The 14,349-nt window shown below is 53.6% G+C and carries 17 protein-coding genes; 13 read left to right on the top strand and 4 right to left on the bottom strand.

Translation table 11 applies throughout. The annotated features are described in order from the left end of the window. The first annotated feature begins 231 nt into the window (after nucleotides 1-231). The 6 genes from KZ498_RS23910 (at nucleotide 232) to KZ498_RS24835 (ending at nucleotide 3,972) form a co-directional block, all read left to right on the top strand. Nucleotides 232-414 (top strand): hypothetical protein, encoded by a 183-nt coding sequence (locus KZ498_RS23910; RefSeq protein ID WP_312622162.1) that lies wholly within the window; start codon nucleotides 232-234, stop codon nucleotides 412-414. 106 nt (nucleotides 415-520) lie between these two features. Beyond that, a complete protein-coding gene (locus tag KZ498_RS23905) occupies nucleotides 521-814 on the top strand; it encodes a hypothetical protein (RefSeq protein ID WP_312622159.1) in 294 nt (97 codons plus the stop codon). Continuing rightward, nucleotides 814-1,557: a hypothetical protein gene (locus KZ498_RS23900; protein ID WP_312622157.1), complete on the top strand. Its 744-nt coding sequence runs from the start codon at nucleotides 814-816 to the stop codon at nucleotides 1,555-1,557. Before KZ498_RS23905 ends, KZ498_RS23900 begins: the two co-directional genes overlap by 1 nt. Beyond that, complete coding sequence (locus KZ498_RS24840; protein ID WP_396276200.1) at nucleotides 1,493-1,942, top strand: DUF6884 domain-containing protein; 450 nt, start codon at nucleotides 1,493-1,495, stop codon at nucleotides 1,940-1,942. Before KZ498_RS23900 ends, KZ498_RS24840 begins: the two co-directional genes overlap by 65 nt. A 55-nt stretch (nucleotides 1,943-1,997) precedes the next feature. Next, nucleotides 1,998-3,371, top strand: coding sequence for a hypothetical protein (locus KZ498_RS23895; RefSeq protein ID WP_312622156.1), 1,374 nt, complete (start codon nucleotides 1,998-2,000; stop codon nucleotides 3,369-3,371). Between the two features lie 100 nt (nucleotides 3,372-3,471). Continuing rightward, nucleotides 3,472-3,972, top strand: a complete 501-nt coding sequence (locus tag KZ498_RS24835) for a hypothetical protein (RefSeq protein WP_396276199.1) — start codon at nucleotides 3,472-3,474, stop codon at nucleotides 3,970-3,972. Nucleotides 3,973-4,049: 77 nt separating this feature from the next. Here KZ498_RS24835 and KZ498_RS23885 read toward each other — a convergent pair whose 3' ends face one another. Then, nucleotides 4,050-4,526 carry a hypothetical protein gene (locus tag KZ498_RS23885; RefSeq protein WP_312622155.1) on the bottom strand — a complete coding sequence of 159 codons (477 nt, stop codon included), beginning with the start codon at nucleotides 4,524-4,526 and terminating at the stop codon, nucleotides 4,050-4,052. A 101-nt stretch (nucleotides 4,527-4,627) separates the two neighbouring features. Here KZ498_RS23885 and KZ498_RS23880 point away from each other — a divergent pair, with 101 nt between their 5' ends. The 3 genes from KZ498_RS23880 (at nucleotide 4,628) to KZ498_RS23870 (ending at nucleotide 7,901) form a co-directional block, all read left to right on the top strand. Further along, nucleotides 4,628-5,176 (top strand): hypothetical protein, encoded by a 549-nt coding sequence (locus KZ498_RS23880; RefSeq protein ID WP_312622153.1) that lies wholly within the window; start codon nucleotides 4,628-4,630, stop codon nucleotides 5,174-5,176. Between the two features lie 67 nt (nucleotides 5,177-5,243). Further along, nucleotides 5,244-5,411 (top strand): DUF1931 domain-containing protein, encoded by a 168-nt coding sequence (locus KZ498_RS23875; protein WP_312622152.1) that lies wholly within the window; start codon nucleotides 5,244-5,246, stop codon nucleotides 5,409-5,411. A gap of 72 nt (nucleotides 5,412-5,483) precedes the next feature. Continuing rightward, nucleotides 5,484-7,901 (top strand): VWA domain-containing protein, encoded by a 2,418-nt coding sequence (locus KZ498_RS23870; protein WP_312622150.1) that lies wholly within the window; start codon nucleotides 5,484-5,486, stop codon nucleotides 7,899-7,901. Here KZ498_RS23870 and KZ498_RS23865 read toward each other — a convergent pair. After that, a complete protein-coding gene (locus tag KZ498_RS23865; RefSeq protein WP_312622148.1) occupies nucleotides 7,882-8,334 on the bottom strand; it encodes a TRAM domain-containing protein in 453 nt (150 codons plus the stop codon). The two genes, KZ498_RS23870 and KZ498_RS23865, sit on opposite strands and share 20 nt — an antisense overlap. 236 nt (nucleotides 8,335-8,570) lie before the next feature. On the opposite strand from KZ498_RS23865, the gene KZ498_RS23860 reads away from it, so the two are divergent. Both KZ498_RS23860 and KZ498_RS23855 read left to right on the top strand, forming a co-directional pair. Beyond that, nucleotides 8,571-9,281, top strand: a complete 711-nt coding sequence (locus tag KZ498_RS23860; protein WP_312622147.1) for a hypothetical protein — start codon at nucleotides 8,571-8,573, stop codon at nucleotides 9,279-9,281. Nucleotides 9,282-9,486: 205 nt separating this feature from the next. Next, nucleotides 9,487-11,673 carry a helix-hairpin-helix domain-containing protein gene (locus KZ498_RS23855; RefSeq protein ID WP_312622145.1) on the top strand — a complete coding sequence of 729 codons (2,187 nt, stop codon included), beginning with the start codon at nucleotides 9,487-9,489 and terminating at the stop codon, nucleotides 11,671-11,673. Between the two features lie 77 nt (nucleotides 11,674-11,750). Here the strand turns inward: KZ498_RS23855 and KZ498_RS23850 are convergent, their stop codons facing one another. After that, on the bottom strand, nucleotides 11,751-12,032 hold the full coding sequence (locus tag KZ498_RS23850) for a hypothetical protein (RefSeq protein WP_312622143.1): 282 nt from the start codon (nucleotides 12,030-12,032) through the stop codon (nucleotides 11,751-11,753). Nucleotide 12,033: 1 nt separating this feature from the next. Further along, the gene (locus KZ498_RS23845; protein ID WP_312622141.1) at nucleotides 12,034-12,591 is read right to left on the bottom strand and encodes a hypothetical protein; all 558 of its coding nucleotides are present in this window, start codon (nucleotides 12,589-12,591) and stop codon (nucleotides 12,034-12,036) included. Nucleotides 12,592-13,187: 596 nt separating this feature from the next. Here KZ498_RS23845 and KZ498_RS23840 point away from each other — a divergent pair. Together KZ498_RS23840 and KZ498_RS23835 are read left to right on the top strand one after the other, a co-directional pair. After that, the gene (locus KZ498_RS23840; protein WP_312622139.1) at nucleotides 13,188-13,442 is read left to right on the top strand and encodes a hypothetical protein; all 255 of its coding nucleotides are present in this window, start codon (nucleotides 13,188-13,190) and stop codon (nucleotides 13,440-13,442) included. Between the two features lie 13 nt (nucleotides 13,443-13,455). After that, a complete protein-coding gene (locus KZ498_RS23835; RefSeq protein WP_312622138.1) occupies nucleotides 13,456-14,076 on the top strand; it encodes a hypothetical protein in 621 nt (206 codons plus the stop codon). Nucleotides 14,077-14,349: the final 273 nt, after the last annotated feature.

The raw sequence follows: 14,349 nt of genomic DNA, 5'->3' as shown, positions 1-14,349 counted from the left end.
GATGGGAGTCATTCAAAATCAAGACGAAACCATGGAAGACGCTGTCCGGCGAGAACTCAACCAGAACCTCACTGGTATTCGAGCAGCTAATCTTCTCGATTCTGCGAGAATCACAGATGTACAACGGATTCAAGACCTAAGCATGGACCAATCTACCAATCCTAAAAGCGGAGGTGAAACATTACTCTCGTAGAATCCGATCGAACCGTCGTCGAGGGTTACTACAAGACGTTGATCCGTGAGCTGGGGCTCGAAGACGAGTTCGAGGAAATCACCGGGGGTTCGCTGGAGGACCACAATCTGGAGGTCGCTGAAAGAACCCTCATCGAAGACGTGCTTGAAGCGGGCCCCGAGGACTACCTCATCATCACCCCACAGAAGCGCCCTCTGGAGTACTGGGTTGAAGTTCTATAGCGGTCAGAAAGTGGTCCAGTTTGGCGCGAGAAGCCCCTTTGCAGACGGTCACTCAGTAGAAGGCGTGCCGAGACGATAACAGCGAAAAGGAAACCCCCGATCCACAATGGAATCAGAAACCGAACAGCAGTACCTGGAAGAAATAGCACAGTACGGCCAGAGGAAATTACTCTTGTGGCAACTCGCTGCCGACGGAAGAAGTTTCTGCGGAGTGTCGGCCACGGTGAAGGCGTTAGGATTAGAAGATGCCTCCGTTGAAGAGCAGGTCGAAGCCTTCGTCGAAGATCTACGCCAAGATGGAGAAATTAGGCAAGAATACGATGACGGAACGGACTGGAAGCAGCTCGAACGCCTCTACGGTGATACCGCGACGGAGCTATTAGAAGAGGTGGAGAACTGATGACTCCGTTCACCATCCTCGAGAACCACCCTCTCCCGCTAGAAAAGCATCTTGTAGAAGCCCTCCAAGATAGACACTGCCAGTTCAGTCCAGAGGACGATGGCTACCTGTCAGTCGATGAATTGCACTCGGAGTACCAGCATGTTCTCGCCGAGACACACAATTGGCGAGCATTCAAAATCCCCATCGTCGGGTGCGAGGGGCTCTACCTCTGGAATCACTATGCTGGCTACGGTCTCCGCATACAGGGCGAAGAGAACTACACAGAAACGGAACTGGCCAAACTGCTCGCCGGCTACTCAGACGAGATTCCCATAACCATCGACGAGTTGGATAACACGATTCGCTTTGCAGAGAAGCACAAGACGCCGATCCTCAACGGGGAGAAGACAGCGACTCTGCGATTAGGGTACCCGACGATTGCAGCCGGTGACTCCCTCACGCTCACCAGTGAAGGCAGAGACGAGTGGGCAACTGCGACGTGCGAATCGACATTCACGAGTCGGGCCGATGCCGCCGCAGAATACCTGGAACGCCAAGACGCGCACCACTCGGCAGTCCGTACCGACAAACCAGTCTCTGAAATTCTCGCTCCATATTATGACCAGCCAGTGACCCCCCAAAACTACTGTCAAAGGCATCGTATTCACCGTCGACGAAACAAGATAACCAGTTCACATGACTCGCTTCACGTTAGTCAGTTGCTCGAAGTCCAAGCAAGAGGGAGTCCGCCTCGCTCGTAACCTCTACCAGCCGAGTCGAAATTTCCGGAAGCGGGTCGAGTACGCAACAGAACACGGGACTGGGTGGGGAATCCTGTCGGCAGAATACGGCTATCTCTATCCGACAGAGGCGATCCCAAAGTACGAGCGGAAAATTTCGAGCCGGAATGATACGTGGGGGGCGATTGTCCTGCGGAAGCTCCTGCCGGTGTTAGAATCTCACGACGTCGATGAAGTGACTATCCTAGCCGGAAAACGATATATCGACCCAATCCGAACTGAACTGGAATCGCGGGAGTACGAGGTACACGACCCACACGCCGGCCACCGACCGGGGGAGCGATACAGTGCGCTTTGCGACGCTCTGTCCCCGGGCGAGCAGAAGAATCTGAGCGAAGATTTCTAGCAAAGTCCGTTTCTGGTCCGATCTAGAGTATTGAGAGCCTATGCAGAGGTAGAGCATGTCTATTCAGTCCCGCCTCGGTGGATTTTCTCAAACTACAGGCGGGCCAATTGTTGACCGGCTTCCAGACCCTCCGAAAGACAACGAACTGGACTCTGTCATTGCACCTACGGAACTCTACCCGTTTCCGGTCGATGAAGTCGAAGGTATCGATAAACTCCGTAGAGAAATTCGGGAGATTATCTTCTTTTCAGATGACCATATCGAGGCATGGTCGCGGTTGCTTGGAGATCACGTTAGCTACGGGAATAAAAAAGTCGCAGACGAGACGGCTATCTACAATTTGGGCTCCGCCCACGACTGCGTTAATCTTGGAACTGCTTACTGCCAGGTAGAGGACAAGCATTGTTATGCCGCCAAGTCGGAACGCAATTATCCACAGCCGCTTGATTACCGCCGTCGTCAAGCGATTATCTGGTCGCTGCTCGACGGCGAAACGTGGGCAAGAGCCTTCCGTCGACATGCAGAACGGAAACGAAGTCCAATTGATGCCCTCCGGTTCAACGAATCAGGAGACTTCGCAACGCGGCAGGATATTTTGAAACTGGAGACGATCGGAAAGCGGTTGGAGGACCTTGTCGATACCTACACTTACAGCGCAAGCTCAGACCTGCCATGGGAAGAGGTCACTTCGGTGGCCGTCAACCAGTCAAATGATTTCCGTAACTATGGAAAGGGTCGGTTCATCGTTGTCGACTCAGTTGACGAGATTCCGGACGACGACGGCATCAGATGTCCCAACGACCTTGATGAGAGTGTGAAATGCGGCGACTGCAGACTCTGCATTGATATGGACGCCGATATCGACATCTACGTGAAGAATTTTTACACCGATGGAGGGGGGGAAACTCACTCACCCACGGATTCACTCTCCCTTGCCGAGTACACCGAAACGATACGGACCGAGATACCGGACGGCTGGTCGGTCGCAGCCCTCGAAAAAGAGGAGAACATAGTTACAAACTCAAGCATGGTCTTGGACGGTGCAGTGGTTTCAGATGGCTCAGATGCCATTGTTCAGGTCGTGCCGTTCGGGACTGTCGAAGACGAATCGGGCTACAACGCAAACAGGGTGCGAGTTCAGGACAACGAAGCCGATAACGAATGCTACGTCGGGCTTTCGGCCACTGATATCGATATTCCGCCGGAGGGAGTCAATGATGCGGTCGCCACTGGGTCGGTCGACCCTGATACAGTTTTCAAGAAGGCGACGTTCCCCGACCAGACTGTCATCCACGGCGAGTCAGGGAGCGTCGACACGAAGACCCGCTCCACATTCTGGAACCCGGATATGACAGTCTTAGCGGTTCTGGCAGGAGTGAAGCAAGTGGAGAAGGGACGAATGAACCAAGCGGGGCTCTCAGCGTTCTAGTGCTGACACACCCCGTTATCGATTTGTAATTGCACCAAAATTCCTTTTCGGAGGGGCGAACGAGTCGTATTAGTTTTACAGATGGATGCGGACTTGAAAGATGCCAATGGATAACCCGCAGCCAGCGCTTGACCTATTAGTATCATTGCCCTCTGAGAACAGAACTGTTCTTCGCGACTGGTGGGTTGTCATAGACGGTGCTGAGAAAGGGGATGATATCAGAGATTATCCGGAGGTGTGGAGAGGAGAAGATGGCTGGGAACTGCCGCCCGGCCTCAAAACTATCGGTGAGCAAGATTGGGTTAGTATCGGCCACTGGAACGAGGGTGATTCTCCGCTCAGTCTTAACGCAATAGCGATTGGGTTAGGTCTTGATGACATCAAGTACGAGCCCGAGCAATTTTCTGGATTAATCTACGACCCGCCTGAGCACAGTGGGATGGTCTATTCGTTCTGGGAAACAGCTCTTGCGGTCGGTGATACAAGAGACGAAGCGTCTCACGCCTTCGATTATTTCATGGAAACGCTTGAGCGGCTAGACCTCACTGATGGGACTTCCGTCGAAGTAGAAACAAAGAAAGTGAGCAACGTCATCTCTTGACCCTCGATTCCTCTATACAGGCCGTCAAAATTCGATGCTCTCACTGCCACTCTGTATCTGCCTAAAGCACACAGTTCCTATGCGACGCCAGCAACCGATATGACCATTTTGGCGGTTTCCTTCAGGACTGGAATCTTGTCTTTGAACTCTTCCTTTCGTTGTTCCCACGTCAACTGTTGTAAAGCGTCAGCATCGTGTGAGGCGACCGCTAGCTTATTCGTTACCTCCTTGATTTGCTCTGCGTTTAGTTTCCCCAAGCGAAAGACAATCGCTTTATCTCCCTCCTCAACCTCTTTAGGATGATCTTCAAGGACTACCAGCCAAGGCATGTAGACAGAGGTCCAGTCAAGGCCGAGATTATCCACAACGAGTTCTTTTTGCGCTTCAGTGTTATTCGCAATGAGATACAGAACTGATTCGACTTCTCCGAAGTCTGACTGTGCCTGATAGATTGCATTTTGGATTTCAGTATCGGTACTGTCCCCAATCTCCGCAATGTACATATTGAACCCATTCTCCACTACTGACCAGTTCCAGTCATGGGCTGTGGACATAGTTAACAATTCACAAGTAGGTTACTTAATTACTAGGATAAAGCAAGTCGCCTGAAACAGACTCCCTGAGCTTAACAAGACAGACAGTCAAGCGGTATGCTGTGCGAGACCACTATGAAGCAGCTGGTAGGGTGGCCAGCGCCGCTATCGCGAACGGGGACAGAATCGTACACACGTATGATACAGCAGCCAACGATCGGGGTCACTTTGGGCTTCACATTGAGTCGAGAAATACGACAATACAGGTCGATGCTGACCCAGCAGCACAGTATTTGAGTGGCGGCGCCGTCACCAGGCTGACACACGAAAACGGGTTCAGTCCCAGCACCCTTCCAGAAGCCGCAGCGGCACGAGAAGTCATACTCGAGGACAGAGACTTGCGGGATTTCGATGGAGATATCCACGTTCTTGAGTGTCAGGAAGGCAGCGATGACACGGAGACCTTCGACGGTATCCGGGTCATACGGCCCATATATGCGTACGACTCGGAGTTTAGTCTTCGAGATTACCGTGGAGTGATCAACGACTTAGTGTTCAGAGGACGGGAAGCATTTGATATCGTGGCCGACGAACTAGACATTGACCTGACCGGCCAACAACCAATCGAGTCAACCGAGGCAGAGCCAGAGAGCGGACGGTCTTTCCACTGAGTCCGCATGCCAATCCGTAGATACGTTGGAAAAGGTATATAACTCAAGTCGACTACAGTACGCTTGCATGGCAGACCTAGTCGTCAAAGCCGCAGTTAAAGAAGCGCTGAGTGACATGAATGTTTCCGCTGACTTTTACGATGCCCTCGACGAGGAAGTTGAAGAGCTGCTTCAGGACGCGGCCCGTCGTGCAGAACAGAATGACCGGAAGACAGTCCAGCAGCGCGACCTGTAACAACGCAGATCCCTTTCTGAGATAGGTGAGGGGCTGGTCGAGAAATCGTATTCAGCCTCTTGCCAGTGTAGAATGAGTACAGCCGTTAGTCCCACAGACGACCCTGGAGAGATAGCAGACGCTCAAATACCGGATGTTGCTGCGTCGGGGTATCGAGAGCGGGCGATTCGAGACTACCTACTCTCGCTTGGCGGTACTGACGGCCTCTCAGTGAAATGCATTCCTGAACTCACCACGGCCACCATCGAACAGGACAGCCGCGAAGAAGCGCCTACAATACGGATTCCAGCCAGAGACTTTCCCCAGCGAACGCACGACTACTCGCAGGAAGTCGCGAATCGGCTCATCCAGTACGGATTAGCGCTTCACGAACACGGTCACGACCGCTACACGGCAGGGCCATTCCTCAAAGAGATATTCAACCGGGCTGAATTCTCTCAGCCCTACGGCGACCTCTACTGGGACTGTATCAACGGCTTCGAAGACTACCGTATCGAAACGGCGCTCATTGAGGCAGAAGGAAAGTGGGCCGAAGAGCGTCTGATGTTCACCCACCAGAACTTCACGTACGTCCCGCCTGAGCAGACTCCAGACCCAGAGAATATCACGTGGGCCACCGCAATTCAATCAGCCACGATCCACTACGGAAAGGCCCGTGAAACATTCGATTTCCAGCCGATATTAGAGGATGAATCCAACCAGTCACTCCAATGGAAATCGACTCTCGATAAGCAGATCTACGACACTATTCTCCCCGAACTGAAGCGAACTCTTGAAGCGGTCAGTTCTGAGCCAGATGGAAAGGCCGCTGTTCGGCGAATGATGGAGTTTGTTCACTCTTTAGACGAGTTCCTCGACGAGCTATCTGACGACCCGCCAGAACGAGATCAAGAACAAGAGGACTCCGTCGACAACAGTGGCGATGACCAGCAGAATGATATGGGGTCACAAAAGGAATCGGCAGATTCGCTCGAACAAAGCGATGAAAGCGGCGACCAGGGCCGTTCAGAAGAAACCGACGATACCACCGGAGACCCCAGCGACAGCAGTACCAGCGGTAGTGAGTCTGAACAAGAAGATGGACCGGAGGCAGAACACGATACTGAGGAACAAGCGGAGAGTGGCGGGACCCGGGAAACTGACTCTTCCAACGCCGAAGGGAAGAATGAGGCCGAGTCAGAGACCGATTCAGATGGAGTAGGCAGTCCAGATCACGGTGGGGAACAGGAGAAGCAAGATAACGGCGATGGTGACGATAGCCCCGACTCGAAAGCCACCACCTCCGGAGACCCTGATAGCGCCGGCGAAGAGAAAGAAGACAACCCAAGCTCGAGTCAGCAGCCGGTCGAGACAGTTGATGATTCAGTCGAGGACGATGAAGAGACCGACGACGCCACGCCTGGGGGCGACCCTAAAGAAGCGACTGAAGACTCAAGCGACCAATCCAGTGGTAGGGCGGGCACCGAACAAGAGAGCAACCAGTCTCCCAGCGGGGAACAGCAAGAGCACGACGAACAGCAGGAAGCCGGAGAGTCGGAGCGTGATGGTGGGGAGGAACCGTCCGGACACCAGCCAGAGGGTTCGGAGGCGGCGCAGTCTGAAAGCACTCAAGAATCCAGCCACGAGCCAGAACCAGCCCTCGTTGAACGGGAGTCTCGAAAAGCCTCTCACGAAGAACGAAAATTAGAGCGAGACAAGCAGGAATTGGAGCGCGAGATTGAACGGCTTCAGGCAGCGGTGGCCAGCGGTGACGGAGAAGTGGACCGGTTACGAATGGTTGACCCATCCGATGAGTCAGGCAATTCCGAAACGTGGGACGATATCACCACAGAAGCCCGAATCCTCAAGGGGCCGCTCCAGCAGTCTCTCCAGCAATCTCAGAGAACGAGCGAGCGGCGTGGGACCCACACCGGAACATTTGAGCCATCGCTTAGCCACCGTCTGTCGGTCAGTAATCTCGCGATCAACAAGCGGACAACTGACGGGCAGAAGAAGTCCTACTCGGTTGTGTTAGTCCTCGACCGGTCTGGGTCAATGGCTCAGCAGATCTCAACAGCCGAAGTCGCTGTCGGTGGGTTCGCCCTCGCCTTAGAACAACTTGGCGTGAACGTCGCAATAGTAGACCTCTACCGGAGTAATGCCCGGATGGTCAAACCCTTCGGAACCCCGACTCGACAAGTCCGAAACAATCTGACCAGTAAAGAAACTGGTGGGGGGACGCCGCTCTCAGATGCACTCGTTGTAAGCCGGGAACGGGTTCGCCAGGAGCCCCACTTCCCGTTCATGTTCGTCGTCTCAGATGGAAAGCCCCACAACAGTGAAAGGTATCTCACTGCTCTTGAGGAAACGCACTTCCCTGTTGTCGGAGTGACTCTAACGCAGTCCTCGTCGGCTGGCAAATTTGACGAGTACTACGACGTGTGTCGGTCAGCTAGGCCTGACGACATCGGAGACGAACTCGTCTCACTAGCTACCGAGATGATGTTTTAGAAGCGCCGGTGACCCGGCCACTAACAGGTTCTGCGAATGCGTAGCTGTCGTGGACTGTCTCGATCTTCACCTCAACATCGTCGCCCACCTGGACTTCGGGAACAAATACGGCATACCCAGTGTCAATAAAGGCGACACCATCTCCCTCCGCCCCCTCACTCTCGATGTGAACACGGCGGTGTTCGCCCTCAGACACCGGGGGCGTAAGGCCCTGTCTCCCAGCCATCTCTTCGTCTGTCGGTTGTCGCTCCTTTAGCGAAGCAGTTGACGAACCTGCCCCCACTTCAGATTGTAATATTGCCACTCTGTAGAGACTGTCTTCTGTGAGGCTCCCCATCTCCACCTCAGACTTCGGTATCCGTATCTGATATGCCCCGTCAGAAGAGGTGACCCGACCGTGAAATAAGGTTAAGAGAGCGTCCTCAATGACCATACTGACCAAACACAGTCTGTATTATTTAAAATCTGGTGGCTGGTCGATCCAGTGAGTTTGCGTGGCCAGTGGAGGGTATCTGCACCATATTTTTAATACTGAGACTGATTATATGGAAAGTAAGATGATAGCAAAGTGGGGTGAAAATGAGTAATCCGATTCGAGGGTGTGTTGCACGAGTTGAGCCGACCCCATACCATCGTGAATTCGTCCAGACTGTCGAACCAGACTGGGCAATGTTGAAACTCCACCACGCTGAGCGGTTGGTCGAAGATGGGTATACTGGAACGACGTGGGGGTCTGGACACACCCAGTTTATCACGACGTCAACGATCAACGACGAACGGCTGGATGATATTTCGTGGAGCGAAGAGCGGGACATCGTCCGGGAGTTCAGTCCGACCTATCACATCCCCACCGACGTTTCCGTGTATGCGAGCCAGCGGGCCAATGAGCGGGCAGAGTGTATTGAAAACTGCTTGACCGGAGCCGCTTATATGCAGTCGGAACTCGAAGAATATGCCCCCTCGATTATTCCACTATTCAAGGGATTAACACACAGCGAACGGGAATTGTGCCTGAGCGCTGCTGACGCCCTTGGAGTAGACATGGTTGCGATTTATGTCTCACCGTATTTCTCTTCCAAGCAAGGGAACAATCGCAAGCAACTTTTCCGCGACCTCAACCGGTGCTGGAATCACGACATGCCGGATGTGTTTCTCATCGGGCTCTTATCCCCAAACTACCTCGACCGGGTCCCAGGATTCGTTGTTGCAGCAGCGGGGCAGTACCAGTGGAGACAGCGATACGAGCCGGAAGCACAATCGACTGACGAGAGGCGCTCAGCATATCGTGAGTTAGAGACTCAGGTCGAAAGCGCACTCGGGGTTAACCGCCAGAGCGTCACAAGTCAGGCACAGATTAGTGAGTATATCCAAGGAGACTAACAGCATGTCACTACGCTGCCCAAACTGCGGTTACGTCGACGAAAACCACGACAGAGAACAGGGGTATCGCCTCGAAAACGAAGACACGGGCCAATCAAACAGCGGTACTTGGCGTAACGACCAGGGGTTCGAGACGGTCTTATCCACCCCACAACGACAGTCTGTGCGGTGTCCAGAGTGTGGCGAACGGATCTAACTTCACAGCATGCAGAAGAAGAAAAACGCTGGGGGAGTGAACGTCGAAGCCGCTGGGGAGCAGTCAGTTGAATATGCCCTCTCCAACGCAGAGAACTCAAGTACTCAAGCCTCAGTTGGCGAATTCCAAGAGGAGATTGAAGACGACGTCGAGAAAGCCAAGAGCGACATCGATGAAGAGTCTTGGCAAGAGCTCGTCGACGAAGCCCGAGAGACAGAAACCACCTATGAATCTGAGATTGGGTCCCGAGCCGAAAAGTACAACGAAAATGGAATGGAGGTCGTTGACGAGGGCAGCAGCCAGCAGTACGATTTCGATGAGGGCGGCGGCCATAGAAAAGCCGCACAACCCGGTGAGCGAGAATCCGTCCGGCGAGACAAGCCGTCCGCAAAAGAAGGGTTCATAGAGACGCAAGAGCCTCAGATAGAGACGGTCTCTGTTGCTCAAGAACTCGGTGCAGAGAACGAAGCGGTCCAGCAAGTGTTTGTCGAACCTGCCGAACAGGGAGAAAGCAATCAACTTCGACTCGAGGAACATCACTTCGAAGATGCTGAGGCGTTTCTGTCTGGGAACGAGGAAGTCAGCCTCCCCGAGGATAGAGCATTAGACGACTCGTTCCGCGACCTCGAGCGGGACGAAGTTACGGGAATCGACTTTGACAACCTCGAACCGCCTCAATCCGAGGGCGTTGGACCTGATCCAGAAGAAAGCGGTGGGGGTATGCACGAAGGGATGGAGAGGGCTTCAGCTAACCAAGCAGAAGCCGAATACTACGCTCAGAGAGTCGTCGAGCAGTATAATAATGGAGAATCGCCAGGCAAAGCATCGAAGCACGCCATTGAAAATTCAGCCCTTCGAGAGGACCGGCCGTGGGTAGGAGAAGACCAAGGCCCAGCCACCGGCGAAGATTATATCTACAGATTCGTAGAGGGCGGAGCCGGGGTCGATACGCTCCAATCTCCAGCATTCCAGCAACAGCTCGCAATGCGGCAACCAGAAAACTCCGTCACTGTCGACAACACCGAATACGGGAATGTGTTTGAGGCCATCACTGACGGTAATAAAGTCCTCGACGACGATGTCGAACCTGCTCTGGTTGCCCAGTCCCTATCAGCAGATAGCCACGACTATCTTGGAGAAACAGCCGTCCAAAATCTCAAAGATGCAGGATATGAAGAAGTCACCGACTTCGCGGACGCTACTGTTGACGACCTGACTGAGGTTGACGAAATTGGGCCTGCTAAAGCCGAGCGCCTCATCGAAAACGAAAAAGAGGCCGTCAGAGAGCTAAACCGCGTTGCAGAGCAGCTGAACGACACGATTGAGAGCGATGAATTCGATACTGGAGACTACAAGCGTATTTTAGAATACAGCGCAGAAAAAGGAGTCCCACCAGAGGTTGCTGAAACAATCTTCTTTGACTCAGCAGTCCGCAAGGAGATCCCAGGGCCGACTCCCGTGACTGACCTGACGCCAGGAGAGAGCCAGCGGCGTGCCCAAGTCAACAGGAGTCGCAACCGGCAATACGTCGATACACACGAGACCTCAGACGCTCCGTCGGCGTTTGAGCCAACTCATGGCAACTACGACTATCAGGCCCCGATTGAAGTAAAAGCGACAGTTGAGAAAGTCCACAAGCCAAGCAATCCAGACCACGGTGAACACCAAGTCGTTCGAATCAAAGACCACGAAGGGAATTTGAGCAAGCTTACGATATACAAAGACTCCCTCTATGAGTGGGAAGATGACGAAGAGTTCACGTCCGGTGTTCACGACTGGGGTGAAACAACCGACCCAGACGCCGCTGTCGATCCAAATTTAGTGCTCAAAGAAGGCGACCAAATTACAATCAAAAATCCACAAGTCAACGAGTTCGGGGGTGGCGACGACGACCACTACGACGGCAACACTCTCGCGACCACACCAGATACCACAATCAAAACCGATGCCCCGCCGCGGTCTGGTACAGACGGGACGATTTCATGGGCCGAACCCTCCCGTGGTGGAGTACAAAAGAAGCAAGAGAGAAACGGCGTTCCAGACTACGTCGAAAACAAGAGTCGAGCCATGCGGCGCAGAGACCGGCAATACAAGAAGCGACACGGCCAGCAGGACCAGCATCAAGAGAAATCCGTTGATGACCGGACCGAGAGCACAGTAGAAACCCGAGATACCGACGACCTCTACAGCCACTGACCGCACCTCTTTCGAAAGGGCCTACCCCCATTCAAGAACGAACCGGACAAACACTGGCCCACTGAGCGACACGCTGGTCAGTCATCGTGCTCCAATTCAGCAATCCGGTTTTCCAATTGTTCAAGCCGGTCCTCGTGAGCGTCCAGCCGGGCTTCCTGTTCGAGGTCGATGCTGAAGAATATCGGCAGCAATGGGTGCTGGGGGTTCAGCAGACCGCTGGCATCCGCATGCTCTCGGGCATATTCGAACAGTCGATCGTATAGCGGTTGGTCGCGGCGGCGAAGACCTCGTCGGAAGTCGCTCCATCGATCTTCAGTAGCGCCAAGCAGGTCACGGAACGTTGGGTTGGTGCGGCCCATGTTACCAGCTCCTGTTCGCGGAGAGCGCGTCTTGCAGTGGATTAGGATTCAGTGGTTGGTCTGACCCATCCATCATTGAGCCCTTTCCAAGACCCGTGTCTGCGGGCTGTGGCGGACCCTCCGGGGTCGAAGAGAGCCCTACCTGCTTAATACGGGATTCGAGTATATCTCGCCAATAGGCCAGCGTTGTCTGGTAGAAGCCGTCTTCAAGCGGATAGAGTTTTGTCTCGAACTCGTCGCCGACAAATCTCGGGCCGAGATCGGTTATCTCGCAACGCAGGTGGTTGTCTGCGATAGTTTCGACCGGGGCTGTGAAGTCGCTCTGTTGGGTCCTCGTTACTATAACGGGGGCGTCAAACCCATCTGCATATTTCCGTAAGAGAGTGACCGCACGAGTTTGGAGTGTTGCAGCCTGTTCCCGTTCCAAAGAATCCTCCTTACGGTAGAGCACATCGACAGCTGGAGCGACGATCAGCGCAGGGGTCAATGTCTCAGAAGCCTCACCCTCAGTATGCCGACAGTCTCCCCCACCTGACTGCCACACGTCGGCTTCAGACATCGTCGCCGCTGCTTGGACATGTTGGCTAACTGCCGTCGGCAGATGGTCGAGGAGGCTGTAATGCTGATAGGCAGTGAAGCCCCGTGCAACGTGGATTCGGTTGAGCAATCGCTGACTTGGCGCTAACCGAGCCAGCGACGTCGTCATCGCATACCCGAGAGCGTCGACCCAGTATGCTGGGCCCGAATTCATGAGCATATGGTCCAATACGAGAGATTGCAGGACCCGGACGTGCCTACCATCCACATCCAAGAGAGTAACACCGTCATCGAGAGAGGGGAGAAGAAGGTCCTCGTGTCTGGACCGTCCCCCCTCAGTCAGTGACGACTGGTTCCGGTCAGCTCCACGGGTGGGAGGATTAACAGCCATCGGTTCTCGGGTGGGATTGTGCTCGTCCATACCAGAAACAACGTACACGGGCCAAATAAGCGAATGAGGGGTACTTCCGGGTTTCAGGGATGGAGAGCCAACGCCGTCGGTACCGCCACTGTCCAGTGAATCTATCGCACAAATCGTATTTCCACGTTAGTTTCCGGATTCAGAGAGACGTGCAAATCGGCTGGTCAATGTATTTAGCCGGATAGCAGGAGTGACTCATGTCCGATGATGACGATTCAGAGAAAGTGACGAGAACAGACGTCGGGGCTTCGATTGAGGCGAGTTTGAAACGAGGCAATGACCCCCGAGACCAAGACAAGGTCAAAATCAAGGCCAAAGGCGAAACCGCCAGCGAAGCAATCGATGAATTCGACGAGCTGCTCCGGGAATACGAAGAGGAGTACGGGACCAGGCTCAGAAACATTGACCCCGACAGGGAATCAGGTGCTGTTCAAGAGACAGATGAGAAATAGACTACTCTGACCGATGTTCGAGTATCACTGTCCGAATCCTGACTGCCAGACGACCTACGACGTCCACGAAGCTGGGTGCCCACACGAAGGGAAAAGCCGGAGCGAGATAGAGAAAGCCTACGTTGATATCCTCTCTGTCCTCTCACGGCTAACGTGCTCGAAGGAAAGTCTGGAAGAAAACGCCCACGAGTGGGATGAACTACACGATAGGGCATTCGAGAGGCTTGTCCAAGTCGGTCACGTCGCGAAGACCGAAGAAGGATACTACACTATTGGAGATCGCAGTACCCGTGAATCGAAACGGCCCTATAGTGACCCCCTGGCCACGATATACCGCCACGGGACAGTCTCTGGCTGCCACGATAATGGCCTGTTCGCGCTCATGGCCTTCTTCTCTCACATCGGGCTTTCCTGGGAAGAAACAAAGCGAGAACTCATAGACTGGTACGAGAGAACAGGAACCTGGGAACGAGGAGGATTCACTGAACCGAGCCCAGAAGCCCTCATACTCAAAAAGAAGCACATCTACGACGAAGGCTACGGGTGGAAAACGAAGGGGCAAGCTGCAAAAGAGGTGATTGACAGGCACCGCGGTAGGGCCACCAGTTCACAGCAGGAGACAGCACAATCGTAAGCGCGATCACCGGCTGATTTCCCAATTATTACAGAAATACATTAGAAATCGAGGGGCGAACATATTCTTTCTAAAAACAACTTTTTAGACCATCTATCCGCATTTTTGGGCCCATTTGTTCTCGGTGCCGTGTGTGGATGCACTGAATTTATTGGGCTTCTTTTTTATACCTAGAGTATTTTTACAGATGATAGGAACAGAACTCAGTCTGTTCCTGACGTATGGCCCCAGCTAACGGTAGGGGTATGCGACGGGGTGCGGAGCGTGTGACAC

It is taken from the genome of Haloarcula sp. 1CSR25-25, assembly GCF_032027985.1.
Lineage (GTDB): Archaea > Halobacteriota > Halobacteria > Halobacteriales > Haloarculaceae > Haloarcula.
Note: the sequence above shows the minus strand (reverse complement) of the source record. Positions and strands in the feature narration are given on the sequence as shown.